This window comes from Rhizobium sp. RHZ01 (assembly GCF_014851595.1).
Classification (GTDB): Bacteria; Pseudomonadota; Alphaproteobacteria; order Rhizobiales; family Rhizobiaceae; genus Rhizobium; species Rhizobium altiplani.
Map to the genome: position 1 here is coordinate 262,610 of NZ_JACUZZ010000001.1, position 25,436 is coordinate 288,045.

18 protein-coding genes are annotated in these 25,436 nt (G+C 58.1%); 3 read left to right on the forward strand and 15 right to left on the reverse strand.

The features are described from left to right. Positions 1-185: 185 nt before the first annotated feature. Positions 186-1,229, forward strand: a complete 1,044-nt coding sequence (locus IB248_RS01145) for an NAD(P)-dependent alcohol dehydrogenase (protein WP_025658311.1) — start codon at positions 186-188, stop codon at positions 1,227-1,229. A 76-nt stretch (positions 1,230-1,305) separates the two neighbouring features. Here the strand turns inward: IB248_RS01145 and IB248_RS01150 are convergent, their stop codons facing one another. The 15 genes from IB248_RS01150 to IB248_RS01220 all read right to left on the reverse strand — a co-directional run bounded on the left by IB248_RS01150 (position 1,306) and on the right by IB248_RS01220 (position 19,566). Next, the gene (locus tag IB248_RS01150; RefSeq protein ID WP_192240063.1) at positions 1,306-2,142 is read right to left on the reverse strand and encodes a nickel-binding protein; all 837 of its coding nucleotides are present in this window, start codon (positions 2,140-2,142) and stop codon (positions 1,306-1,308) included. Positions 2,143-2,320: 178 nt separating this feature from the next. Continuing rightward, on the reverse strand, positions 2,321-2,566 hold the full coding sequence (locus IB248_RS01155; RefSeq protein WP_169680061.1) for a hypothetical protein: 246 nt from the start codon (positions 2,564-2,566) through the stop codon (positions 2,321-2,323). Between the two features lie 95 nt (positions 2,567-2,661). After that, complete coding sequence (locus IB248_RS01160) at positions 2,662-3,681, reverse strand: alginate lyase family protein (RefSeq protein ID WP_192240064.1); 1,020 nt, start codon at positions 3,679-3,681, stop codon at positions 2,662-2,664. Between the two features lie 64 nt (positions 3,682-3,745). Next, a complete protein-coding gene (locus IB248_RS01165; RefSeq protein ID WP_192240065.1) occupies positions 3,746-6,493 on the reverse strand; it encodes an SEL1-like repeat protein in 2,748 nt (915 codons plus the stop codon). Positions 6,494-6,504: 11 nt separating this feature from the next. Next, positions 6,505-7,143: an alginate O-acetyltransferase AlgF gene (locus IB248_RS01170; RefSeq protein ID WP_192240066.1), complete on the reverse strand. Its 639-nt coding sequence runs from the start codon at positions 7,141-7,143 to the stop codon at positions 6,505-6,507. A 4-nt stretch (positions 7,144-7,147) separates the two neighbouring features. Beyond that, complete coding sequence (locus IB248_RS01175) at positions 7,148-8,488, reverse strand: alginate biosynthesis protein (protein ID WP_192240067.1); 1,341 nt, start codon at positions 8,486-8,488, stop codon at positions 7,148-7,150. After that, positions 8,485-9,282, reverse strand: coding sequence for a hypothetical protein (locus IB248_RS01180; RefSeq protein ID WP_169680051.1), 798 nt, complete (start codon positions 9,280-9,282; stop codon positions 8,485-8,487). Before IB248_RS01180 ends, IB248_RS01175 begins: the two co-directional genes overlap by 4 nt. Positions 9,283-9,286: 4 nt before the next feature. Further along, complete coding sequence (locus IB248_RS01185) at positions 9,287-10,378, reverse strand: alginate O-acetyltransferase (RefSeq protein WP_192240068.1); 1,092 nt, start codon at positions 10,376-10,378, stop codon at positions 9,287-9,289. 10 nt (positions 10,379-10,388) lie between these two features. Continuing rightward, positions 10,389-11,819: an MBOAT family protein gene (locus tag IB248_RS01190; RefSeq protein WP_192240069.1), complete on the reverse strand. Its 1,431-nt coding sequence runs from the start codon at positions 11,817-11,819 to the stop codon at positions 10,389-10,391. 6 nt (positions 11,820-11,825) lie between these two features. Then, positions 11,826-13,346: a right-handed parallel beta-helix repeat-containing protein gene (locus tag IB248_RS01195; protein ID WP_192240070.1), complete on the reverse strand. Its 1,521-nt coding sequence runs from the start codon at positions 13,344-13,346 to the stop codon at positions 11,826-11,828. Continuing rightward, on the reverse strand, positions 13,339-14,778 hold the full coding sequence (locus IB248_RS01200) for a mannose-1-phosphate guanylyltransferase/mannose-6-phosphate isomerase (protein ID WP_192240071.1): 1,440 nt from the start codon (positions 14,776-14,778) through the stop codon (positions 13,339-13,341). Before IB248_RS01200 ends, IB248_RS01195 begins: the two co-directional genes overlap by 8 nt. Continuing rightward, positions 14,775-15,896, reverse strand: a complete 1,122-nt coding sequence (locus IB248_RS01205; RefSeq protein WP_192240072.1) for a hypothetical protein — start codon at positions 15,894-15,896, stop codon at positions 14,775-14,777. The genes IB248_RS01200 and IB248_RS01205 overlap by 4 nt, the downstream gene beginning before the upstream one ends. Before the next feature lie 13 nt (positions 15,897-15,909). After that, positions 15,910-17,379: a glycosyltransferase gene (locus tag IB248_RS01210; RefSeq protein ID WP_192240073.1), complete on the reverse strand. Its 1,470-nt coding sequence runs from the start codon at positions 17,377-17,379 to the stop codon at positions 15,910-15,912. Between the two features lie 11 nt (positions 17,380-17,390). Next, the gene (locus tag IB248_RS01215) at positions 17,391-18,710 is read right to left on the reverse strand and encodes a nucleotide sugar dehydrogenase (RefSeq protein ID WP_192240074.1); all 1,320 of its coding nucleotides are present in this window, start codon (positions 18,708-18,710) and stop codon (positions 17,391-17,393) included. A gap of 247 nt (positions 18,711-18,957) precedes the next feature. Beyond that, complete coding sequence (locus IB248_RS01220) at positions 18,958-19,566, reverse strand: LuxR C-terminal-related transcriptional regulator (RefSeq protein ID WP_192240075.1); 609 nt, start codon at positions 19,564-19,566, stop codon at positions 18,958-18,960. A gap of 1,218 nt (positions 19,567-20,784) precedes the next feature. Between IB248_RS01220 and IB248_RS01225 the strand changes: the two genes are divergently transcribed. Both IB248_RS01225 and IB248_RS01230 read left to right on the forward strand, forming a co-directional pair. After that, a complete protein-coding gene (locus IB248_RS01225; RefSeq protein WP_192240076.1) occupies positions 20,785-21,957 on the forward strand; it encodes an efflux RND transporter periplasmic adaptor subunit in 1,173 nt (390 codons plus the stop codon). Next, on the forward strand, positions 21,954-25,115 hold the full coding sequence (locus tag IB248_RS01230; RefSeq protein WP_192240077.1) for a multidrug efflux RND transporter permease subunit: 3,162 nt from the start codon (positions 21,954-21,956) through the stop codon (positions 25,113-25,115). The genes IB248_RS01225 and IB248_RS01230 overlap by 4 nt, the downstream gene beginning before the upstream one ends. Positions 25,116-25,436: the final 321 nt, after the last annotated feature.

Sequence of the window (25,436 nt, forward strand, 5' to 3'; positions counted from 1 at the left end):
CATCGTCAGCGATAAATCGCGTCAGGTCCCGGCTGATCCGATCTCAAGCAAAATGAGCATTTGAACTTTTATTGAGCAAAAGCCTTCTAGATCCGATTGAATGCGAAGGCTTCGGATCATATAGTCCGTCCAAAGCCGCCGCGCCCAGGTAAAGAGCGGGCGCCAACCGGGAAGGAAACACACAAATGGCCAAAGTCCGCGCGCTGGTGCTCGAGCGCCAGCATGAACTCGCGCTTCGCGACATCGATTTGCCAATGGAGACAGGCCCGGGACAGGTGAAGATCAGGATCCACACCGTCGGGGTTTGCGGTTCCGATGTGCATTACTACACCCATGGCAAGATCGGTCCCTTCATCGTCAACGAACCGATGGTGCTCGGACACGAAGCGGCCGGCACCGTCGTCGAGGTCGGCGCCGGCGTCACGCATCTGAAAGTCGGCGACCGCGTCTGCATGGAGCCCGGTATCCCCGACCCCAATTCCAAGGCGAGTCGCCTTGGAATGTACAATGTCGACCCGGCCGTTACCTTCTGGGCCACTCCGCCGGTCCACGGGGTGCTGACATCAGAAGTCGTGCATCCGGCCAATTATACCTACAAGCTTCCTGATGGCGTCAGCTTCGCCGAAGGCGCCATGGTCGAGCCCTTCGCGGTCGGCATGCAGGCCGCAGCCAAGGCGAAGATCAGCCCCGGCGATACGGCTGTCGTGCTTGGTGCCGGTCCGATTGGCACGATGGTGGCGATTGCCGCTCTTGCCGGTGGGTGTGCTCGCGCTGTTGTTGCCGATCTGGCCCAACCAAAGCTCGACATTGCCGCCCAATATCAGGGTGTCATCCCGGTCAATATCCGCGAGAGGAACCTCGTCGAGGAAGTGGCTCGCCTGACGGATGGGTGGGGCGCTGATGTGATCTTCGAATGCTCCGGCTCGCCAAAGGCCTGGGAAACCATCATGGAACTGCCCCGTCCGGGCGGCGTCATCGTCGCCGTCGGTCTGCCGGTCAATCCGATCGGCTTCGATGTCTCGACGGCCTCGACAAAGGAAATCCGCATTGAGACCGTGTTCCGCTACGCACACCAATACGAGCGTTCGATTGCGCTGCTCGGCTCCGGCCGTGTCGATCTCAAGCCGCTGATCTCGGAGACATTCCGCTTCGAGGATTCCATTGCCGCCTTCGATCGCGCCGTCGAAGCGCGTCCGAGTGACGTGAAGCTGCAGATCGTGATGGGGTAGGGCGGCGTTTTCGCAGGCTGTGTTGCGTTCATTCGGCTCGAACCTGCGCGGCGGCGACATCGATATTGCGATTTACCTAGTCCGACCGAACTCCCTCGGCGTCGCTCCAGGCGCATTCGAATGCCAGCACCGGCTTCGAAAAGCCCTTGAGACGTCGGCGCGCTGCGTTGGCGAAAAGATCGGAGGCTCCGTGCTCCCGGAAGATATTCTCCGATACGAGTATCTGATCGACTCCGGCTGCCGCACAGAGCCGAGCGGCGAGCTGCACCGTCGAGCCGAAGAGATCGTGGCTGTCTTCGATCGGCTCGCCGCAATCAAGGCCGATACGAACGTGAATGGGTTCCGGCGTTCCGCTGTTATAGCTGGTGAATTCGCGCTGGATGCTCATGGCACAGCCAACGGCGGCGTGGGTCGAAACGAACGAGGCCATGATCCCGTCGCCGGTATGCTTCACTTCCCGACCCTCGCATTGTGTCAGGCAACGGCGCACGATCGCATCATGCGCTCGCACCAGTTCCGCAGCCATGCGGTCGCCAAGGCGTGATGTCATCTCCGTCGAGCCCACGATATCGGTAAACAGGATCGCCCTGTGCCCGGCATCCCTTTCCGCACCGGGCTGGCCGGCCTTCTGCTCGGGCTCGTGAATGCGCCCAAGGAATGCCTCGACCGCCGACAACGCCACCTCGACCACTTCACCAGCGACAAATCCATGTGCCTCGCGATGCACGCATTGCGCGGTCTCGGCGTCCGGCGCATCGATCAGGCAGAACGCCGTTCCGCGCCGCTGGTCATACCAATAGGTGAGGAACTTCACCCCATACCGATCCTCGACAGCCAGATCCCTGCGATGCGCCTCGGCTATATCTTCGGCGGATGTCCCCGCAAGATCATGCCGGTCCATGAAGATAGCCACGTGCGTGTGTCCTTCGGAGAGCCCCTCAGCATTGGCGGCATCTTACGCCGTTGGCACCGTCAGGTCCACCTGAGGGGATGGTGGCGCCTCAGCGGGCGTGCCAGGACGCCGTGCTGACAGGGGCCGGCCGCGGGATATTCACACCGCAGATCGCGGAAAACATGGCCGCTGGCCGACGTCAGAAAACGCAGCCTCGTGCCTCAAGCCGCATCTTTCTTCTCAGTATGATTTCGTTGCTTTTGCCTGAGTTTTTCGCTTTTGCAATCAGCTTTGCGCAGGCCTTCGGACTGAGCCTGGATTGACTGTCAGGCGCAACATATGCGCTTTGTTGTTGCGGGGCAGTGGGCGGAGCAGCAAGAACCGGATTAAAGGTGAGTGCGGCCACGGCACTGAACGCGATCCCAAATACCAGGTGCTTTTTCAACGCGACCTCCCTATCGATTGGTTTTTGAGGATAGATTGCAAGCCCGCCTTTGACCGTCAGTCGTGGTAAAACAGGGGGTTCCAGCTATCCTGCACTCATTTTTTCGACTTCGCGGAATACTGACTGGTCAAGTTTCCGCCGAGGTTCGAATTGGATAGCGGCCGGTAGCGCTCGGCGAGCCGTGTCGCTTTCTCACTTTGCCGAAACTTCAGATAGGGCTCCAGCCATGCGATCTGGAAGGGTTCGAGTTTTTCCTTGCCAGTCGAAAATGTCTGTTCAGTGCCTGCCTTGGCCGCAGCCAGCTCTGGCTTCTGGAGTGCGGACAGCGTGAAATCAACGATCCGGTCGAGCTTGCCCTGGCACACACTGAAACTGTCGTTGAACTTCGCATTGAGGAGTGCCGCATTGACGACAAGAGGACCCACCGCATGAAGCTGGTAATGGAGCGCCTTGTCGCCCCGCTTCATCTCCAAGGGCAGTCCGCCGTCATCGTCTGCCGAGCAGATGACCATCTCATTCGTCTTTGCGCCCCAACTGGAAAGCTGGTCATTGTCTGTCGCCACACCGATCTGGCCGACGGCGAGCCCTGCCCAGGCCCGTAAATTGTTTCGCGAAGCCATTTTCGGCGCGTCTTCGTCGAAGAATGTCATGAGCTCCACGCCGAGAGACTGAAGCCAGGTTTCGATCGCCTTCTTCTGCTCGTCGTCGGGCGGCGTGACGGCCTTTGCGTCGTGGTAGGATATTGCCATTCCCGCCACTCGCGGCGAGATCGCAAGCTTGGCATTGAGCGTGCCGAGGTCGGAAAGTGCGCCGGCATCCGCCCAACTCGACAGCGCACGATACAAACAGCGGTTCGTTTCGTCCCGCGTCGAAGACTTCGGCGACTGGTCGGAAAGATTTGCCAGGCTCCTGACATAGACGTCGATCGGCTTCAACGCCTTGTCGACGGCCGCATCTGCATTCTCGTCGATGTCGGAACGAGACTTGTCATTGCTTTCATATCGGCTGCCCAACTCCAGGCTGACCACAGGCTTTCCGACGCTGGGGCACTTTACGGCGGCCAGCGCGTAGGGCGGTGCAGCAAGCAGGCCAATTGTCATGATGATAGATGGCAACTGCCACTTTCGGCGCCGATCGACGTCACCTTCGCATGGTGTCCAAAACCGAATGGTTTGCATGTCAATTGGCCTTCATTGTCATGACAACGAGCATTTCCTTGGCCTCCTTGTTGCCCAGGCTTGCTGCCTTTTCGAGCCACGTCCTGGCCAGCGAGAGGGATGGGGTGGTGCCGATACCGAACGCGTAATTTCTGGAAAGCAGCACCATCGCTTCGACGTCACCCTTGCCAGCTGCCTTTTGGAACATATCCTGGGCGACCACCGCGTCTTCGGGACCGTCCATCCTGGCAAGCTGGAGCTTTCCAAATTCCCTCATGCCCACGGGATCGCCGGCTGCGGCTGCATCGTGAAACAGTGTCGCCAGGTTCACGCGCGCCAACACCTGCGGCTGTATGGCCTTGTGTGATCGCTCAAGCCGCGACAAGCTGTCAAGAATCTGCGCAGGCGAAGCCTTGCTGATCGTGGCCACCATCAGGTCGACCGCCTTTTCCTGGGAGTAATTGGGGCCCGCGGCGTCCAGGTAGACCTTCAGCAGATACTGCTGGGCCTTTGCGTCGCCGCCCAAGGCCGCGACTTCAAACAGCCGCATGGCATTGGTCTGCATATCGGGCTGTGGGATCCGCTGGAACGTCTCGCCGAGCAGTCTTGATCTCCACGGCTTTCCTGCCGAAAACGCCTCTGCAACCGTCATCCATTTGACGGCATCCGCCGCCTGATTGAAGGAGAAATAGGCGCTGGCCATCAAAAGTGCCGAGTCGAAAGAGCAATCGATTCTACCCGCCGCCCGGGCAAGATAGCTCCGTTTTTGTTCGACGTCGGAAACCTGTCCGGCCGCGAAGATCATTGCCTCCGTATCACCGCGGGCTTCGATAGCGTCGCTATACTCCCGGTAGACGTCGGCAGGCGATGTCGACGGGCCCGACTTTGTTGCAAGAAGCTGCATGGCTGCTCCCGATCCGCCTGCCGCTTCGGCATGAAGGAAATCTCCCGCCGTCTTAACCAGTTTCGCGTCTTGACCAAGAGAGGTCAGGATAAGATCGGCGGCGGCTGTCTTTGCGCCCCGGCCCCCGGCTTGCGCCGCTTCCAGCAGCATTTTCAAGGCAGCCTTCTTGTTGTCTACGCCGTCGTCCGCCTGCAGCATTAGAACTGCGTAGGCGGTCTTCGCGTCGGGATCTTGCGCAACGCGTTTTTCCCATTCGCCGATCGCCTCCGGGGTAGCCTTCGAGGTCTTGAGGTACCAGAGATACCCCGCGATGAAATTGGATTGCCCGTTCAAGGCGCCCGACTGCAGGCTCGCCGTTTCGGCGGTGCTGGGATGCTCGACAAGATCTCCGATGGTCTTGACGGACCATCCGGCATTGAGTGCCTCCTTTGCAGTCGCCGACCAGTATTGGGCCTTCTCGATCTGCGGACCGTCGGGGGCATGGCAAAGGTAGGCATCTCGAAGGTCGGCCATCGTGTCCGTCCGGCCATAGCTATCAAGCAATTCGAGAAGCAGATTTATGCCCTCGTCGAACTGACCGTCGGTCGCACTGTGTTGAAGACGGATCAGGGCCAAACTGCGGATTGATGTCATATCCCGGCGCTCGGCGCCCTTTTCGAACAAGTCGGTCGCTGTTTTCTCTGCCCGCCAGTAGCCGCTTTCCTCGATGGCAAGATTGCCAAGCTTGGCAAAAGTCCAGCCCGGTGGGTCCGGGAGTGCAGCGAGTTCATTCAATGCGTGGCGGTATTTTTCGCGCGCGCCCTGCTGACTGGAGTCTTCGTAAAGGTTTGCAAGTTTGATCAGGCTGTTTCGATGGCCCGCGGCGACGGCAAGCTGATAGTAATACTCGGACTTGGCCAGGTCCTTTGGAACAATCGCCCCAACTTCATAGAGGTGCCCGAGTTCAGACTGCGCGGCAACCACGCCCTTGTCTGCGGCAAATTGGAGATAGTGGATCAGGAGATTGTTGTCCTTGGTAATCTCGGAGCTGTCGAGATGGTAACGGGCAACATTCCAGGCTGCGTTCCCATCTCCAAGATCGGCCGCAAACCGCAACCATGCCTCAGAAATACGGCGATCGGCGGCGACCACTTCTCCCTTTTCGTACTCCCGCGCGATCCGAGTGACACGGTCACATATTCCGTTGTCGAGCTTACCAACCATCGCGCCAAAGGCCATCGTTACGGCCAGCGACGGATCGACACTCCAGCCCTGGATCTGCTGACCCTCGAGATTTCTCTTGGCCAGCTCCAGAAGGGCGTTTGGGTTACCGCCGTAGGCGGCTGCCACGAGATAGGAAAGGGCCTTCTTCTCATCGTGCTTTGCGCTTACACCATCAAGCATCAGTTCAGCGGCAAGATAGAGGCTCTTCGGGGTGTTCGCCTCTGCGCGACTGATCAGCTGTTCAACCATCTTGCTCTGACGCAGCTCGTCAGTCTTTCCGGCGCGCAGGTAGAGTGTAATCTCCTCAGCGGCAACATCGTCTGCCTTCATTCCGGGGTCGATCGTGGGCAGAAGTTCGATCATCCGTTGTATGATCGGAAAATACTGTTGCGGGTCGATGTCGCGCAGGCGCTGAGCCTCCCTCAGAACAAGCCAAGGCTGTTGCTTCGGCAGCGCCTTTCTGTCCCAGGCAAGCCAGCGACCGACGACATCGCTGTCCTGTGAGCGCTGTTCGCAAATGGGTTTCAACTCAATCGCCGGAGGCAGAAACTCAACGGCGACCGGCTTTGCAGCAGCGGATGCAGCCCCCAAAACGGCAAACACGCCCGCTGCCACACTGAGATGGCTGATCCACAGAACTGAGAAACGCAAACGCCCGGTCACGATTGGATCTCCTATTGGTTCAGGTAATTTTCTAATGCGATGACGCGGTAGTTGCCGGCGCTGCCGGAAAGAACAATCGTGAAGCCCGAGCGCCTCTTGAGATCGACCTTGCTGGTTTCCGCTACAGTCTTCCCGCCTTCCTGGATGGCAAAACTCAAGCTCAGTGGTGCTCTCAGCGATACGCTTTGAGCGTCTCCCTGCGCCACTGCCTTCAGTGCGGTGGCCTTGGCAGCCGGAACCACGAGATCCACCGCTTTCAAATCGCTTAGATTGTAGAGATAAACCTGTGCCTTCGACGGATCGTCCTTGACCGCATCCGTGTAAAGCTTCGTCTGCCCATCTGCCAGGGCGGCGTACGTGTAGTATTTTCCGGGTTCGGCCGTCACCTTGGCTGTCTTGGCCCCCAGGGACATCTCTACTTCGCCCGGCTTCACGTTGACGTAGGGTGAGACGCCATCGCTAAAATTCTCGATGGATGCCCCCGCAATGATGGCTGAAGAGGCACTTGCGTCAAGAACTCGAATGAAGGACGAATTCGGATCTATCGGCTTGCCGTAGAGGCCAGAGTCCTGGGCTAGCCCAGCTGAGTAGGTTGAGGCAACCAGAAGAGTTCCTGCGGCGAATATTCCAAAGGCACGAGCCCTATCCATCAGATTATCCTCCTCTTGTGTTGCAGATGCCGACCGACACTTCCTTCGCCGACATGCGATCAAACTCAAGGTTCAGTTTTTGCGATGCCTGTACTCCAAAGTAGCGCACAGGAAAGTAATACCGCCCGGTGGAGATCATCCTGTCCGCACGCCGAATGCTGCTCTCGAACATGTGGCCGTCATTCAATCGGAAGCGTAGGGTTGCCTGTCGACTGCGGTCATCGCCGGAATACACGTATATTACTGCCGAATCCGGAATTTTGCCGCCATCCTGAAGGGCGATTTCGAGAGTACTGTCGCCAACGGTTGAAATCTCGTCGGGCTCGATCTCGTGGCAACTCTGGCCAGCCGCCGTCCTCAACTCGAGCAGGGGCGCATCACCAAATTTTCCAAGACTGTTGTAGATCGGGTTTTCCCAGATGAGAAAGCGCGGTCGCGACTGCGCGAAGTTTTTCGACGTCAGATAGGATGTAATTGATCCGAACTGATTGCCGCCCGAGATCGAATAATTCGTAACCGGGGAGGAGAGCGCTTGCGAAAGGAAGCCCGCAAAGTTTGATGCAGCCAGATCCGAGTAGCTCGTTCCCACCAGCGCTACAGCGCCCTTCGAAGTATCGTCTCCAAAGATATCGAGCCCGGCATCTCCGGCTGCCACCTCAGTGGTCGTAAACGCATCGGTTTCCGGCAACGGCAGGGCCTGTTTGCAGTTTGCCTGCAGCAGGCGGCGCATCGTTGAGATGATTGCCTGCCGCCCTGCGGGCTTGGTCTCGAATGAAGCCTTCGCGAGATCATCAATGCCCGGAAGTTGCTGGATTGCGGCCGCAATCTCATCTGCCGCCGCGCGAGCTCCTGAAGAGGTCCAGTGAAAGTCCGCTTGAAAGAACGGCGGCTCCTGGCCTCCCGCGCGCTTCATCGCACCGAGAACATCGACCGTCACCACCCCGTGGTCGCGAAGGCGCTTGATGACATCGTCATAGACGCGCTTTGCCACGTCGTAGTCAAAACCATAGTCGCCGGCCTCGCGCGGCAGATATTCGGGCATCACCAGGCTTTTTGTCGGAATTGGCACATAAACGAGCGTCGTTCCTCCTGCTTCCAGAGCCTCCGAGAGTGCGGCCATTTGACTGGCCGTATGCTCGGAAAGTTGCTGCTCCATTCGCAGATCCGCGATCGTCCGATAAAAATACCCCTGCCTGCCTTCCACGACGCTCAGTTGCTTGTCGGTCTCAAGGTTCGCACAGCCGAAGTTTGATTCCGCCTTGGCGGTATGGGCCAGCCCCAAAACGCCCAGTGCGCATAGGACAGCGCAGGGCCACCGCGACGATTTTGTCAGAGGATGCCTCATTGACTTACCTCGATCGGGTTGACGGGCGCAGCGTCGAGCTGCCGGAGCACCGCCGCGGCTACTGTCTTGACACTCAGTTCAGGTGACTTTTCGGCGATCGCCAGATATCTGCGGGCCTCGGATTTTTCGTCTTCGTCCAGCAGGCCTTCCGAGATCATCGCGATGGCTAAATCAAGCGCGACTTTGCTGTCGCCACCTTTTGCGGCCTCGCGTCGCAGTCGTTCGGCTTCCTGCGGGTTGGTGCCGAACGGCTCCCCGGCGGCATAGAATTTGACAAGCGCGTCGATTGCGACGGGGTTCCTGCGCGCGGCGTGCTGAAGCAGGGTCGCCTCTGCCTGGTCAAGGCGGACCTTGCTGACACCATCGCTGGCGCTCTTGAGCTGTCTTGCAAGCGGCGCAACCGCACCCGCCCTGCCGGTGGTGCAGGCAATTGTATAGTAGTGGATGGTATCCGCGTTATGGGCGGGATTTGTCGAGAGCCGTTTTGCGACGTAAAGCGCAGCCAGGCCATCGCCACGATCCGCCAACAATTGAAGCTCCCTGTAGGACACTTTTCGGTGGCCTATCATGCGCTTGCGGATTCCCTGAAGCTGGGCGCTGTTGAGCTGATCGGTGCGCGTTACTCCCTGATTAAATCCGCGTCGATAACGGCGTTCGTCGGCTTTCGATTTCCTGGTCTCAACCTTGGTGTTCTTGGGTTGGGTAACCGCGCCCGACTGGGTAACCGCGCCAGCGTCGCTGCCAGCGATGCATATCGCGATGCCAAGAGCGATCAGACTCGCGGTCCTGAGCATCCTGTTACTCCTTCGTCTCGAGATCGTCCGACTTCCACAACGCCGGATCGGTCAAGTAGCGGATCGGAAATTCCCATATGACGGTCTCTGGCCAACTCGTGCCGTTTGCGTTGGACAAGAACTTGTGCATTGGAAAAACCGGTCCTCGACCGACCTCGGCGACATTGAGGACGTTCGACCCCAGTGCCGCTTCAAGATAAGAAGCGAATGACCAAGCCTCGTTGGCACTGTAACTTGTCCCGACCAGAACCGTTGGAAAGCTCTCGTCTGCCAGAATGTCATTTAGCGCGTCGGACCCGGTTTGCGACGCTGTTTGCGGCGTGATGCTTTCATCTGCCAGCCCGATCGCAGCCGCAAGCGCCCTGCCGGTGACGAATTTGACCAGGTCGCCCCGCACATCCTCGGATGGGGCATCATTCAGTGCATATTGTGCCATGGGGGAAACACCCGCCCTGGCGCCGGTAGCCTCGGCGACGGCCTTGGCACCAAGCGGCGTCCAATGCGTGTCGGTCTTCAGAAAAACCGATCCCCTCGATTTCATCTCAAGAAGCGCCGCTCTTGCGTCTACAAACTCAATATTCGCCGAAGCCATGGCACGGGTGAAGTCCAGATAGCGATCCCGGGAAATCTCGGCGTAACGAGGATCTGCAAGGTGCTCGCGATAGACATCGTTCTTGGCTGGAAGCGGAACAACAATCAGGCGTACGCCGTGTGTGCGCAACGTCGCCGCGATCTTGGCTATTTCCCTTGTGGCGTCGCTAATACCGGCTTCAGCGCTCGCGGCACCACGAAATTCCTCGTCCGAAAACAGCCATCCCTCCTTTCCGACGATAACGCCGCGGCGGCCCTCCCCAAGGACCATGTACCTGGCTGCACCGATCAGATCGAACGCGAGTTCCCGGTGGGGAAGCTCAGTCTTGTAGAGCGCGTCGAGCCCGTCTCCGAGCATGCCGTGGCTCAGAGAGCCGCCATCGGTTGGCAGCCGTGAAAAGGCGCCGGCAATCTTATCTCGGATGTCGACATTGGCGAAGGCCGCATAGCCGAACAGCAAGGCGGGAAGGAGAAACTTTGTAATCGGCATTGCGCGTTCAAACATGGCACCACCCTCAGAATTGAAAATAGAGGAAGGGAGTCTGGCTGGATTCCGCGAGCTTCAAAATGGTGACCGTGGCGAGCAAGGAAAGCAGCAGCGGCATGACGATCGGCTGGCGCATCACGGCGGCGCCGTTACCTGCCGGTGCTGCAATGTTTGTTTGCCTCAGCGATCCCATCATCGGCTCGATGGCCACCACGAAACACGCAACGGCCAGCGTCAACATTGCCTCATGCGTGACATCGAGAAGCGTGTCGGCACGAATTCCCAGCCCGTTTTGACCGAGCATGCCGCCATAAAGGGCAAAAGCATCGGCCACGCTGTCGGCGCGAAACATCACCCAGCCTAGCAACACGACCAGCAAGGTCCCTGGCAGGGCGATCCACCTGGTGTCGGCGATCCTGTTCCAGCCAGTCGCACGCTCAAGCGCAAGCCATCCGCCGTGCCATCCACCCCAAAGCACGAACGTCCAGTTTGCTCCATGCCACAGGCCGCCAAGCAGCATGACCAGAACCAGATTGACATAGGTGCGCGTCGGGCCGAGCCGACTACCGCCCAACGGAATGTAAAGGTAGTCACGAAGCCAGCTCGACAGGCTGATGTGCCAGCGACGCCAGAATTCGGTTATGCTGCGGCTGATGTAGGGGTTGTCAAAGTTTGGTCGGAACTGGAAACCGATCATCAGCCCGAGGCCGATTGCCATGTCGCTATATCCCGAAAAGTCAAAATACAGCTGCATCGCGTAGGCGATCGCGCCGAGCCAGGCCTCGGCCATGGTCGGATGCGAGCTTGCAAAAACGGTGTTGGAAATGGGCGCGATGGGATCGGCAAGCAGCACCTTCTTTGCAAGGCCTATGACGAACAGGGACGTGCCGTCCGTGAACTTCTCGAGCGTATGCTGCCTCGACTGGAACTGGCCGGCGAGATCCCTGAAGCGCAAGATGGGGCCCGCTATCAGCTGCGGAAAGAGGGCCTTGTATGCGGCGAGGTCGATGAAATTGCGGGTTGCAGGCGTGTCACGCCGATAGACGTCGACCAGATAGCTGATCGACTGGAAGATATAGAAAGAGATACCGATCGGAAGGATGAGGCGCCAGTGAACGCCAAGGCCGTGCGCATCGGTTCCCATCAACTCGGCGAAGCTGTCGATAAAGAAATTCAGGTATTTGAAGATGCCGAGCACAGCCAGGCACCCGGCAATCCCAATGGTTAGGAAGAGCTTGGCATGGCGGCTACCGAGATTGCGCTCGACCAGGATCGCAAAGGTGTAAACCCAGACGGTCGTTCCGAACAAAAGAAGAAGGAAGTCCATACGCCACCAGGCGTAGAAGACATAGGATCCCAAAAGGATCGTGACGGAGCGGCCCCGCATGGGCGTCAAATAATAGACCGCCAGGAAAACTGGCAGAAAGAGAAACAGGAAGACTTCGGAGGAGAATACCATTTTGACTCATCCCCCCTTTCCTGCGCAGGCAGCAAGGTCGACAGCGGAAAACGCCGCGAGAGCTGGCTGGTTGTCGATTGTTTTTCCCGCAAGACGAAATTCACCATCCTGCCTTGATGCGTCGAAAGCCAGCAACTGGCCGACGCTGCCAGCAAATTCACCGATGCCGAGGCGTGGCATTTGCCTGTCGAAATCATTTCCCACCAAAACCACGGATCCGACACCTGACCCAGCCAACCCCGCGCGGTTTTCGCTAAACGCGTTGCGGGATACTTCGAGCGGCATGCCGTGATACTGGTCGTCGACCGAAAGGCCGGCAAAGCCGTTGCCTGCGAGGTGGTTTTGACGAACGTGGCTGTGAAGCGCTGTGCGCATCGCAACGCCCTTGGAACCATTGTTGATGACAGCGTTTTGCTGCACCGTGACGCAGGCTGCTGTATCGACACCGATGCCGGTCAGTGCCGACAGGGCGACGATGTTGTTGGAGATCGCAACCGATGTCGCGCCACCGGTCACAAAAATTCCGTTGCCCGCGCCGCCCACGACGAGATTGTCAGTGATCGTGACGCCGCTCGAGCTGCTCATCACCTTGATGCCATGCGAGCCACGATCGCCGACGATAATGTTTCCAGCGATGTGCACGTCGCGCGCAGCTCTGAGAATGATTGCCGTCGTTGGGCTGTCAATGAAGCGATTACCCAGGATTTTCAAGCCGTTGACGTCGATCAGGCTGAGGCCCGCGACATCCTGGAACAGACTGCCTTGCACGATAGAAGGCCTGGCGGCGTTCGCAAATTGCTGTCGGGCAAATGCAATGCCCGCGGTTTCAGCTGACGCGTCGAAGCCAAGGCTGACGAGATTGCTGCGATCAATTGTCGTGGTGCCGCCGAAGGTGGTCAGGACGAAGGCCCGAAATGTCGACGCGCCCCGGCCAATGCCTTGCAATGTTGCATGATCAACCGTGAGCGAACCGGCGTTCACCATGAACGCGCCCTTGGCATTGTCCATCTGGAGAATTTCGCCGGGCGTTATCTTCAACTCTGCGCCATTCCAGATGAAGATTGGCGTATGTGCAATGTATCCACCAGGCGTTGCTTCGAGATGTCCGGCGTGGCCAAGCGCTTCCAGTTCACGCCTGACATCGCCAAGCCGGAACGAGCCGCTCTCGATGACGATCGCACCGATCCCGTCAGGCGGCTGCGCAGCCAGAACCGTCTCCATGAAACCGGCGCCGGCTGATGGACCGATGCGGCGCACAAGAATGTCGACGGCAGATCGGCTGATCCTCTTCTGGCGACTTGAAGCAGGGACGCTGTCTGGCTGTTTGAGCGCTGGGAGCGCGTGAACCTCGCCAAAGGCCGCAGCGCGCTGGAAGACATCAGGCGCCGCGACGGAGAGGTCACGGGCGTCCTGTACCAGGACCAGGAGCGGTTGCAGCTTCTGTGCAGGTCCGCCGTCCGTCGCCGATGACGACGTTGCAACTGCTATCGCACCGACCAGGGAGGCTACCCTCAACCAGCTAGGCATAGTCGGCCATCCTCACGCCGGTTGCGAACTGTGTCAGAGATGGCGCGACGACGCCGGCCATCACCGTTCCACAGCTGATCTCGACGATTTCCGCGGCACCGTCTGCATTGTTGAAAAGCGTTACGCCCGTTGCCGAATCGATCATCGCCGACAAGCCGGCGGTGAGCTGTTCCTGAGACCGGTTGCCATTCACGCTGACGCTGCCGCGGATCACCACGAGCACCCGCGACACGCCTTCTTCCCCAATCAGGGTCACCTGCTTTCCTGGATCAATCGTCAGCAGATCCATTGCAAAACCCGCACCCGCCTGCATGGTCTTCATGCCGCCCCATTCCGTGACCTGACTGCGGTGGCTTTCTGCCTCGCGACGCTTGAGCGAAACGAGATGTTCAACGATCTTCTTGACATCCTGCGCACTGGCCCTGTTGGTGACCAGCAGGGCGTCATCGGTATCAACGACGACGACGTCATTCATGCCAACCACGGCAACCAGGCGATCACTGCCGCGAACCAGGGAGCCGCGGGTGTCCAGCAAGACAACATCGCCCGATGTGACGTTGCCGCTCTCGTTCTTCAAGCCGATCGAATGGATGGAGGTCCATCCTCCTACGTCGTCCCATTCGATTACAGTTGGGGCAAGTGCGATATCCCTGCATTTTTCGAACACAGCCATTTCCGTTGGCTGGCTGACGGCCTGGGCAAAGAAATGCTCTTCCAGAAGCAGCCCGGTTTCAGCGGCCAACGGCGAAGCCGCCGTCAATGCGCGGGTGACTGCATCAAGTGTGGCTGGGTCGTACCGTCGATATTCATCGACAAGTTTATCGGCACGGAACATGCTGATACCAGACGCCCAATACGCAAAGCCGGTGTCAATCAGCGACTGTGCCACATTGACGCTCGGCTTCTCGATAAAGCGTTCAACCCTATGAAGGCCGGGGTAATCATTAAATTCGCCGCCGTCCATGATGTAGCCGTATCCCTTTTCCGCATAGGTCGGATGGATACCGAAGGTCACGATCATTCCGTCCAGAGCCGCACGGTGCATCCGCGCGATGACACGGTTCAGGTCGCCCTGAATCACGTGATCGGAAGGAAGGACAATGAGAACGGCGTCAGGTTCGGCTGCCATAAGGTAGAGCGACGCGGCAAGAACGGCCGGCCCGGTGTTTCGAGTCACCGGCTCCGTGAGGATGCTGGCTTTGCATTGTATTTCGCGAAGCTGACGCCCCACTGTTTCCACGTGTCGCGCATTCACACACACGATCGGATCAGAAAACATTTGCGTGCGATGGCGCTGAACGGTGCTTTGGAAGAACGTCAGCGTGCCGTCGCCGTTAATGGGCTGAAATTGCTTCGGCTGATGAGCCCTGGACAGCGGCCAGAGACGCGTCCCGGAGCCGCCGCAGAGAATAAGGGGATGTATGCGCTTCATTGTGCACCTCCTACGGTTTGCTCGGCCGCAAACGAGATGCCGCTGCGAATGGTTCGCAGCCATTGCGGGGTAGCGTCTAGACGGACGGCAACAGGTGATCCTGGCTGCAGTCCGGACACGGGTTGCAGTGGAACCAGAACTACCGATGCCGATTGGCCATCGCCAATGGCTTCGCGATCAACTTCGACCTTCGCAGGAACAGAGCCGCCATCGGCGGTTTCAATCGTCACTTTCGCGCCGTCCGCAACATGGCGGAAGTCGGAGCCCGTGAAGGACGTGCGAACGATCATCGGCGCTCCCGGCTCGCTGACGAAGAGAACCGGCTGACCGGCAATCACGGTCCCACCCTTCGCAAGACCGGCTGTCTCAACATCGCAGTCGCAAGGCATCGTAGCCGTTACCGCAACGCCGGTTGACGCAAGGATCGAATATGCGGGCTTGCCGACTGCGGCATGAGTGTCGATAAAATCAAGCTGACCGCCCGTTGTTGCGGTCATCGTCGAACCCTGCCTGTAAGCAATCGCCGGTGCCTCGACGTCCGTCACGAAAAGGCGGTCACTGAGCACCGATGCTGCAAAGACAAATAGCGCAGCCGACGCGGCTGCGACGACGCATGTGCCAAGCAATTTCGAAAGGCGCGATGAGCCAGACTGGGCGACCTTGTGTGCGGTATTTTTGCCTTTCGGCAGACTGCTTTCGGCCACCAGCATCCCATTAACGTCGACGTGGTCGCCAGCAAGCCAGGAATTCAGGATGTAACGCAGTTGCGGCATGTGCTGGCCGGTCGGATCGCGATAGCGAAGAGTAACTGCTCCGGTCTTGCTGTCAGCAGCGGAAACCGTCACGTCGATTGGAAGAGACATCCAGAAGCTCCCAAAATTGAAGCGAAAGATCGCCAATTTGTGGGCGCCCGGCCAATTTGCTCCGACGATTCCCGTCACGCGGGCCGCGACCATGGACAGTGCTGAGCCCTCATATGATCGCCCGTCGATGGTCACCGAAAAGGGCAGTTTGACGCGCGGATGTTCGTTGCCATCGGCAAAATCGAGCAAACTGTCGCGTTCCGCGTCTGTTGGCGGCGGGCTATCATTGTGTTCACGTTGATCAAATGTCGTCATGAGAAACTCCAAATCAGATCTTGGCGCTTGAAATCATAAAGGCAGCGAACAACAGCCACCCGCTTGCGAGGATGTGTACGTAGGTCGACGAGAGCCCGCGAAGGCGCTCGGAGGCGGTTGGAATGCGGTGTGAGGCTTCGGCCGTTTGACGTGTCCATCTCTGTCGATCGAGACGAAAAAACACGAAGCTTTTGACGAGCGCCCCACAGATCTGGCTGAAATAAAGAAGGAACGGATAGGATATCGGGAAGGACGGTCGGAATGTCGCCAGCAGGCAGCAGTTTATGTACCGCGTGAACATGACCCACGCGACATAGATCGGCAGGACGAGCGGACTGACGAAGAGTGTCGACATGAGCACCGCTACCGGGCCGAAGAGGGTAGTCCACATGGAGATGCGCTGGTCCAGAAGCGACCACCAGGTGAACAAGCCAATGCGTCTTGGCCCAAGAGCCAATGCTCGGCCATTGGTTCGCAGCATGTTGCCAAACCAGCGCAGCATCAATGCCACAGCGGAACCCACAAAGCCCGGCTTCGGCTGGCTTTCCATCGAAACAGAGCGCACGTCGGGCAGGTAGGCCATTTCATAGCCGTTCTTCAACAGCCAGAACCACGTCGACTTGTCGTCACCGGTGACAAAGGGGACTTTGCCAAGACGCCAGTGCTCAAGCGAGTCGTACTGAATGCTCTCGATAAAATCGGCATTGCAGGCAAGAGACGCACGGAATATCGACAGGCGTCCCGTCAAGGTCAGAACGCGCCTAGATAGGCCCATCGAAGACATCATCATATGGCGCTGCGTGAAGCGCAGATTAAACCAGTCGCGAAAGAGCTTTGAATCGCTGATTTCGCAATCTTCGTCGGTCGTAACCGCGCCCAGGCGGTGATCGACGAAGAAGGGCGCGCATGCCTCCACAACATCTTCCGGTGGGCAGCTGTCACCGTCGACGAAGACCACAATGTCATCATCTGTGGGGCATTGCCTCGAAAGGATCCGCAAGGAAGCAGCCAAGGCATCGCGCTTGCCGGTCGCCGGTATTCGGTCAACGATCAGCTGGATGCCTCTGGCGTTTTGCGGCATCAGCGAGAATATTCGCCGAACCAAACGCTCGTCAGCAACGTCCACGACAGAGGCAACGACGGTGGCGCCGCCCCGGGATGCGGCTGCAGCCCGAAAAATCGCGCGGTAGACACGCACTGTTACCGCGACATCAACCTTGTAGGTCGTGACGACAAAGAAGGCGTGAGCCGGTCTGTTTTTTGCCTCATATTCCTTGACCGCAGCTGCTCGCCTGGCTGGATGCGCGAAGTGAATGAAGAGCTTCGCCCTGACGAAATTCACACCACCCCAGCCATAGCGCCAAATTCCCAATGTGCCGATTGTCAGCGCCAGGCCGGCATTCTCCGCGAGCCGGTGGGTCGGCACGGCAATCGCAATACTCACGAAAACTAGCATGTAGAGGATGTGACCAAGCACAAGCATACGGGTCTCTCCTACCAGCAAATACCCTCGTAGAAGCCGCCTGACCGCAAATCCGGTCTGAGGCGTGTGAGGTCGACAAGACTTTTGGCCACGGCGGCTCTTGCCAATGGCTCGATCGTCTCTTCGTAGCGATTGCCGACCAAAAGAACGTCGGCTTCGTCGATCAGTTCTTCGATCCCGGCAACCAGTCGTTCCTTAAGGTCGGGAACCTTGCCGTCGCCGCGCCCGGATCCACCAAGCTCGCTCTGATAGGCGACACGGACGCTCGGGTCGTAGACCTTCAGGCCGAAGCCCTTGGAAATCAGTCGTGATGCGAGCTCGGCAAGCGGGCTCTCCCGCAGATCGTCCGTCCCTGCCTTGAAGCTTATTCCGACCATTCCGACGGATCTGCCACCGCTGTTGTGGACGAGATTCTCGGCTCTTTCGATTTGGCGAGTGTTTGCCTCAAGGACCGAATCCAGCATTGGCGTCGGAACACCGCCTTTCTGGGCGACATGGCGCAGCGCTCGCACATCCTTTGGCAGGCAGGAACCGCCAAAAGCAAACCCCGGTCGCATGAAATAGGGCGACATGCTCACCTTGCTGTCGGAGCAGAGAACCTTCATGACCAACTGGCCGTCGATCCCACAGCTCTTGGCAATGTTACCGATTTCGTTTGCGAAGGTGATCTTGGCCGCGCGCCACGAATTGCTGGTATATTTGATCATTTCCGCAGTCGACAGCGGCACGACGCTGCATGCGCAGGCAAGCCTGCCATTCAGCTCGCGCAGGACGTTTTCAGTCTTGGAGTCGAGGGCGGCAAAAACGATAAGGCCCGGATTGTAGTTGTCATCGATGGCTGTACCTTCACGAAGGAATTCAGGATAATAGCCAACCCCGAAATCCCTTCCTGCCGTCAGGCCCGAAACCATCTCGAGGATCGGTATGCAGGTCTCTTCCATTGTCCCTGGTACAATCGTGGAACGCAGGACAACGGAGTGGAATGAGTTCTTTCTGCGCAAGGCGCCGGCAACATCGCTGCACGCCTGCTTGACATAGTTGAGCTCAACTGAGCCCTCGGCGGTGCTGGGTGTGCCCACACAGATGAACGTTATGTCAGTATTGGCCACTGCCGCGCAAACGTCGGTCGTGGCCGAGAGCCGTCCGCATTCAACGTTTCGGGCCAGCAGCGTCGCCAGTCCAGCTTCGACAATTGGCGGCTCACCCGCATTGAGTTTCGCCACCTTCGAGGGATCGGTGTCAACCGCGACAACGGTGTGACCGTCCTCCGCGAGACAGGCAGCCGAAACGGCACCGACATATCCGATGCCAATAATGCTTATTCTCGACATGTCATGTCCCCGTTTTACGATCACTAAAAACTCTCGCTGCGGAATCCGGCAGCGTCTGCTTTTTAGGCAAGTCTCGAGTCTCGTCAGGCGCAAGAGAATGTTATGCCCGCGACAAAAGAAATGAAGTCGGGAAAAACAGAATAAATGTAGGGAAAATGCGAAAAGGCGATTTTATATTTAGGCGCAATTGTATTGGTCCGTAGAATAGACGGCAGCATCTATAGTACGTTCTAATTACGCGCGCGATTTAAGTATTGTATATGTCGAACCAGCCTCTCGATGCGCCATATTTTACTATGGATGCCCGGCTGGAAAGGCTGAGCTTGTCGGCTCCACGTGCCTTGTATGTCTCGACTGTTTTGGTGCTCACATGGATTTCGGCGGCAATTTCCTTCGTGCTGAATCCATATGCAAAAAGCTTCAGCACGACTTCCTCTCTGGCGCTGAGATTGCCCTCGGAACTACGCTCGATCCTCTCGGGTCCGCTATTGATCAGGGAATGAAAACTGCGAATATCGAGCGCCGACAAGCTGTTGAAGACAGCCGCGCTGATGTAGTGGCCACCCTGCGCAACAAGCGATATCGCCTTATAGATCTGCTGATCGTCGTCGTTGGTGAAGACGATGTTCAGCATGCCATCGACGTAGATTTCGTCGATCCGGCGCGCGATCAGGGGATCCACCGCGTAGATGACCTTGAACGAGCTATCCCGCTCGGCATTTGACAGCCGACGCACGGCCCTGCCGACTGCAAGGTCAGCGTCATTTGCCACTTCGCAAATAACAACAGTTGGGAGGGTGCGACCGATGAAATCGACCAATGATTCCTCCTTGCGTTTCGTGTCAACGAAACACATCGAGGAATCTCCCAACAAACTTGAACCTATGACGTCGGGCAGTCCCGGAGATGCGCAAATAGCCGAAACCCGGCTCTTAGTCGGTGCCATGAAAGTTCCTCGATTAAGACGAAACTTCCTCCCAGGCTTAGTTCGGAGTTACTGCATGTGTCCCGATGTAATACGACATCGCCTCCGGACATCAGTGAAGTAAGCTGGAACCGTGCTTATAGTTTGGAATTTAAATTACTAAGTCAAGGGATAAATAAACATCTTTTGTTGCGCGATTTATCGAAAGCAAGGCCGATAAATACAGTTTTATGCTGCATAAACATGTAGGCGATATTGAAAGTTGCTGATTCGGCGAACCTGTGATGATGCCATCTGATCGACCGCAACGGTGAGTAGCGTCAACCATGTGGGTGCTTTTCCCCACACGATACTCCTGCGATGCGGCGCCAGGCAGCCCTACTTGTGGGACCGAACTGCGGGACGACCAGATCAAGGTGAGCCGAAGGATATGGATGCAGGTCAAGGCTCAGACCGCGGCGAGCGGGCTGCTGAAGAAAACCTTTCATGACGGGGCGCCCAGTCGTCTGCTGAGAATTTTTCACGACCGACGGAACCTTTTCGCGATTGGGAGGTTTGAGCCATGGCCACGCACGGAGCCCTTCCTCCGGGCCACGCCTTTGGTGAAGGGCTTGCTGTCTCCCAGGCCAGGCTCTTCACCGTCCTTCCCACGCATTCGAGACAGGGACCGGCCCGATTGAGGCTTTCTGATGCCGCCGGCAAAGCCGGATCACAGCACTTTCTGCTTTGGTTCAATGAAGGAAACCTCGCACGGCTTTCTGCCTGCGTGCAGGAACCCGCATGCCGGAGCCAGCATGCCGGGGCCCGGCTTCAGGCGCCTGTCATCTCCTGTTCGCGATCATCCTGTCCTGTGCGCTGATCCGCACCTTTGGCCCCAACGGCGCCTTCTCTGCTGCTGAATGCCGTTGGATTGCCGAAGCTGCCGTCGCCCTTGGCCCATGGCCGCTTATTGGTCCAGTCGGGATGCGTGAAGGGCTTGTTGTCGACGACATCGTCGTCAGGTCGCCATCAGCATTCCAAGCCTGGATGTCCCGGGACTTGCCGATTTCAGCGACTAACGGTAGCATTTGTGAATTGCGGTCGATCTGATACCTACTTTTAAGTGCCTGGAGTTGAAGAAGCCATCTCGGTTCTGCTGGAGACTGGTCGATGAAACTGTCATGTCGTGTTCCGCCAGCCTGCCTGTTGATCGTGCTTGCAGCCTGGATGGCCGCGCCTGAGGGTGCAGTGGCACAGACTGCCCCATCGGTTGGCGTTATCAGCGTTCCGGTGGAAGATGTTTCGCCCAAGCACGAATTCGTCGCGCGCGTGGAAGCGGTTAATGCCGTCGATATTCGATCGCGGATCGAAGGGTTCCTGGACAAGCGCCTTTTCGACGAAGGCCAGGTCGTCCAAAAGGATCAGGACCTTTTCCTTATCGATCCTCGATCCCTGGAAATATCCCTGTCAGATGCCAAGGCTGCCCTTGCGAGTGCGCAGGCGACCCTCGCTGACGCCCAGCGTCGACTTGCGCGAAATCAGTCACTGACCACACAGACCGTATCGCGTGCAACGCTGGAAGAAAGCCAGGCCGCGGTCGAAACCTCTCAGGCTTCCGTGATGTCGGCGCAGGCGCGCGTGGGCCAAGCCGAACTTAATCTCAGCTACACCCGGATAACCGCACCAATCAAGGGGCGCATAGGGGCGGCCGAGTTGTCGGTCGGCAGCTTCGTCAGCGGCAGTTCGGTGATACTCGCTCGCATTGTCGAGCTGGATCCGATCCGGGTTGTATTCTCTGTCAGCGACCGATCGATCCTTGAACTGCGTGCGGCTGCCGGAGGTGCCAGCAAGGACGATCTTGCAAAGCGGTACGAGCCTACCCTGCGACTATCCAACGGTCAGCAGTACAAGGAACCCGGCAAGATCGAGTTTTTCGGAAACGAAATCGACGAATCAACGGGAACGCTGGCAATTCGAGCGCTGTTTCCCAATCCGGAGCTCCTGCTCACCCCGGGCCAGTTCGTAACGGTGATAATTTCGGAAAGGGAAAAGACGCTGCGCCCGGTTGTGCCGCTCGGAGCAGTCCAGCAGGATCGCGAGGGCAAGTTTGTGTTGCTCGTCGATGAAAAGAACGAGGTCGTGCTTCGGCGCATAAAAGTCTCCCAACAAGTGGGAGCAAACTGGGAGGTGGACGACGGCTTGAAAGGCGGCGAGAAGCTGATCGTCGAGGGCCTGCAGAATGTCTCCGAGGGCTTGGCTGTGACCGTCACTCAGATATCCCCTGATGACAACAACGTGACCTCTGCCACTCCCGTCCTATCACCATCCGGTACGCCGCAATGAACATATCCGCGCCGTTCATTTCCCGGCCAAGGTTCGCGATGGTTATTGCGATCGTCATGATCATCGCAGGACTTGTCTCCCTCCTTCAGATACCCGTCGCGCAGTTTCCGCAGATCACCCCGCCCGAAGTCCAGGTGACGGCAAGTTATCCGGGCGCGAGTGCCAGTGTCATGACTGACAGTGTGGGAGCACTGATCGAAGATCAGGTGAATGGTGTCGAGGACATGCTCTACATGTCGTCGTCGAGCACCAACAACGGCAGCTATAGTCTGACGGTCACATTTGCGGCGGGGACAGACCCGGCGATTGCCCAAGTCAACGTACAAAATCGCGTCGCAATGGCGACACCACGCCTTCCTGCTGCGGTCTCCCAAACAGGCGTCTCGGTGAGAAGTCGCTCCTCAAGCATGCTTCTCGGTTTTGCGGTCTATTCCCCAAAGGGGACCAGGGACGACGTCTTCATCAGCAACTACGCGACGATCAATATCCGAGACGCGATCGCACGCCTGCCGGGCGTCGGGGAAGCCAGCGTATTTGGTCCCGTCTACAGCATGCGCGTCTGGATGAACCCCGATCGGATGCAGGCGCTTGGGGTGACGGCATCCGACTTGACCGCGGCCATCCAGGGCCAGAACGCGCAGGCATCCGCCGGCCAGCTAGGATCTCCTCCATCGCCGACAGGCCAGCAATTGCAATTGACGGTCCAGGCCCAGGGACGGCTTGCGGATGCAACAGAGTTCGGCAACATCATCGTCCGCACCAACAGAGACGGAGCGATCGTGCGTCTTCGCGACGTCGCCCGGGTGGAGCTCGGAGCGCAATCATACGACACGGCCTCAACCCTGAACGGGCAGCCGAGTGCCACGGTTGTCGTTTATCAATCTCCGGATGCAAATGCGCTCGCCGTGTCAGCCGCGGTCCTTGCGGAACTGCAAACATTGTCGAAGCAGTTTCCTGACGACGTCGCATACACGGTCGTTTTCGACACGACCACTTTCGTTCGCCAAACCATCGAGGAAATTTTCATTACGCTGGCAATCACCTTTGTGCTTGTCGTGGCGGTCGTCTTCCTTTTTCTGCAGGACTGGCGTGCGACGATCATTCCCACGTTGACGATTCCCGTTTCGCTGATAGGCGGCTTTGCCGTGCTTTACGTGATGGGGTATTCAGCGAATACAATCACGCTGTTCGCCATGATCCTTGCCGTCACTCTGGTCGTCGACGACGCGATTATCGTCGTGGAAAACGTCCAGCGCGTCATGAGCGAAACCGGCGTCGACGTCCGCGAGGCGACACTCCGCACCATGGACCAAGTCACGGGCCCGATTGTCGCCACCACACTGGTGCTGGCCGCTCTCTTCGTGCCAGTCGCCTTTCTCGCCGGAATAACCGGTGAGCTCTATCGGCAATTTGCGGTCACCATCCTGGTCACGATCACTTTCTCGACAATCAACGCGCTGACGTTCAGTCCGGCAATTTGCGTTTTGATGCTGCGCCCCACCCCCGAGAGCCGCTCGCGGTTTTTTGTCAAGGTGAACCAGGGACTGGATGCTTCACGGCGGTTTTATCTGCGGTTGCTCGATCTCTTTGCCCGCAAGCTTGCCCTCAGCGCGCTGGTTTTTGCTGTCATCGTGGGCGGTACATACGGTTTCTATCGCATCCTTCCGACCGGCTTTGTTCCTTCGGAAGACCAGGGCTATCTCTTCATGAATGTGCAATTGCCGAACGCCGCTTCGCTCGAACGCACGCAGCAGACAATTGCGGCCGTCAGTTCCGTGCTTCAACGCACGCCGGGCGTTGCAAATACGATCGGAATTGCCGGCGCAAGCATGGTTGGTGGCGGCGGCTCCAATTCCGGAATGATCATTTCCGCGCTGAAGCCCTGGAATGAACGGGGGACCGATCAAAGCGTCTTTGCTCTCATGGACCGATTGCGCGCGGAGTTCGCCGCGATTTCGACCGCCTCGGTCGTGCCGTTTAATCCGCCTGCAATTCCGGGTCTCGGGACGACTGGGGGTTTTGACTTCCGACTTCAGGCGCGGGCCGGGCAAAGCCAGGCGGAGCTCGCCGAAGTCATGAGGGGCCTGATTATCGCAGCAAACCAGACGAAGACATTGACCAGTGTCTTCAGCACTTTTTCCGCCGACGTTCCCGAGGTCTATCTCGATATCGACAGGAAGCGCACGGAGCTTTACGGGGTTTCGCCCGCCACAATCTTTAACACGCTGCAAGCCCACCTGGGATCGTCTTATGTCGACGACTTCAATATTTTTTCGCGCGTATACCAGGTTCGCCTTCAGGACGAACCGAGTTTTCGAACCCGCATCGAGGACATTCAACGGCTCAGAGTGCGAAGCCAGTCGGGGGGCCTTATTCCGCTCCAGGGACTGCTTTCCATTTCTACCGTCTACGGACCCAACTCCATCAGCCGCTACAATCTTTTCCCGTCCGCGGCGATCAACGGACAGGCTGCCGCGGGAACGAGTACAGGCGCCGCCCTCGACGCCATGGAGACACTCGCTGCGCAAAAGCTGCCACCCGGCTTCGGATACGAATGGACGGGCATGGCGCTTCAGGAGAAGCAGGCCGGTAACCAAACAACAATCATCCTGATTGCGGGGATTCTTTTCACCTACCTCTTCCTCGTTGCTCAATACGAAAGCTGGAGCGTCCCGCTTGCAGTGATGCTGTCCGTGACGGTGGCCGTTCTGGGAGCGTTGGGCAGCCTTCTGATTGGTGGTATCGACCTCAACATCTACGCCCAAATTGGCCTGCTGCTGCTGGTCGGACTGGCCGCCAAAAATGCGATTCTCATCGTGGAGTTCGCCAAGAAGCGCCGGGAGGAAGGGCTGAGCATCATGGAAGCGGCGACCGATGGCACGTCACAGCGCTTCAGGCCAGTGCTGATGACTGCGATGGCATCTGTGCTTGGCGTGGTGCCGCTGGTCGTGGCTACAGGTGCGGGAGCAGGCAGCAGGCAGGCAATCGGCACGACGGTTCTCGGCGGCCTGGTGGTCGGATCGGTCCTCGGCCTCCTGATAATTCCACTCCTCTATATATACGTTCAAACGGTCAGGGAGGCGGTCAAGCGTAAGCTTTTTGGTGTCGATCGGGTCGACCCAGACAGCAAACCTCCGGCTGCGGCGGCCGCGGATTGAAAATCCCAACTCTTTAGGAAAGCTGAACTTTGGGATTCTCTGCCGAGAAATGCAAAGCGCACTATAGTTCTTCAAAGCGGAACATTTGGAAGATCGCGTCCTCTCACTGAGGCGGAGGAGCAATCACGCCATCGGTCGGTGCAGCAGGCGTCGAGCTGCTACAACGTTGCAACCCGGCGCAGCGGACGCGCGCGCCCCGCGGATATGACTCGCTCTGGTGCCACTTCACGACTTGAGATCGTTAGCGTGCTGTCGCTTGCCTAGGGATCTGAATCGCATGTCGCCCTTCCCATCTCGATATTTAACCTTGCATTTCTGGAT

Coding starts and splice junctions, on each gene's coding strand:
- IB248_RS01145 (WP_025658311.1), top strand. CDS start 186: ATGGCCAAAGTCCGCGCGCTGGTGCTCGAGCGCCAGCATGAACTCGCG.
- IB248_RS01170 (WP_192240066.1), bottom strand. CDS start 7,143: ATGGATAGGGCTCGTGCCTTTGGAATATTCGCCGCAGGAACTCTTCTG.
- IB248_RS01175 (WP_192240067.1), bottom strand. CDS start 8,488: ATGAGGCATCCTCTGACAAAATCGTCGCGGTGGCCCTGCGCTGTCCTA.
- IB248_RS01180 (WP_169680051.1), bottom strand. CDS start 9,282: ATGCTCAGGACCGCGAGTCTGATCGCTCTTGGCATCGCGATATGCATC.
- IB248_RS01185 (WP_192240068.1), bottom strand. CDS start 10,378: ATGTTTGAACGCGCAATGCCGATTACAAAGTTTCTCCTTCCCGCCTTG.
- IB248_RS01190 (WP_192240069.1), bottom strand. CDS start 11,819: ATGGTATTCTCCTCCGAAGTCTTCCTGTTTCTCTTTCTGCCAGTTTTC.
- IB248_RS01195 (WP_192240070.1), bottom strand. CDS start 13,346: ATGCCTAGCTGGTTGAGGGTAGCCTCCCTGGTCGGTGCGATAGCAGTT.
- IB248_RS01200 (WP_192240071.1), bottom strand. CDS start 14,778: ATGAAGCGCATACATCCCCTTATTCTCTGCGGCGGCTCCGGGACGCGT.
- IB248_RS01205 (WP_192240072.1), bottom strand. CDS start 15,896: ATGACGACATTTGATCAACGTGAACACAATGATAGCCCGCCGCCAACA.
- IB248_RS01210 (WP_192240073.1), bottom strand. CDS start 17,379: ATGCTTGTGCTTGGTCACATCCTCTACATGCTAGTTTTCGTGAGTATT.
- IB248_RS01215 (WP_192240074.1), bottom strand. CDS start 18,710: ATGTCGAGAATAAGCATTATTGGCATCGGATATGTCGGTGCCGTTTCG.
- IB248_RS01220 (WP_192240075.1), bottom strand. CDS start 19,566: ATGTGTTTCGTTGACACGAAACGCAAGGAGGAATCATTGGTCGATTTC.
- IB248_RS01225 (WP_192240076.1), top strand. CDS start 20,785: ATGAAACTGTCATGTCGTGTTCCGCCAGCCTGCCTGTTGATCGTGCTT.
- IB248_RS01230 (WP_192240077.1), top strand. CDS start 21,954: ATGAACATATCCGCGCCGTTCATTTCCCGGCCAAGGTTCGCGATGGTT.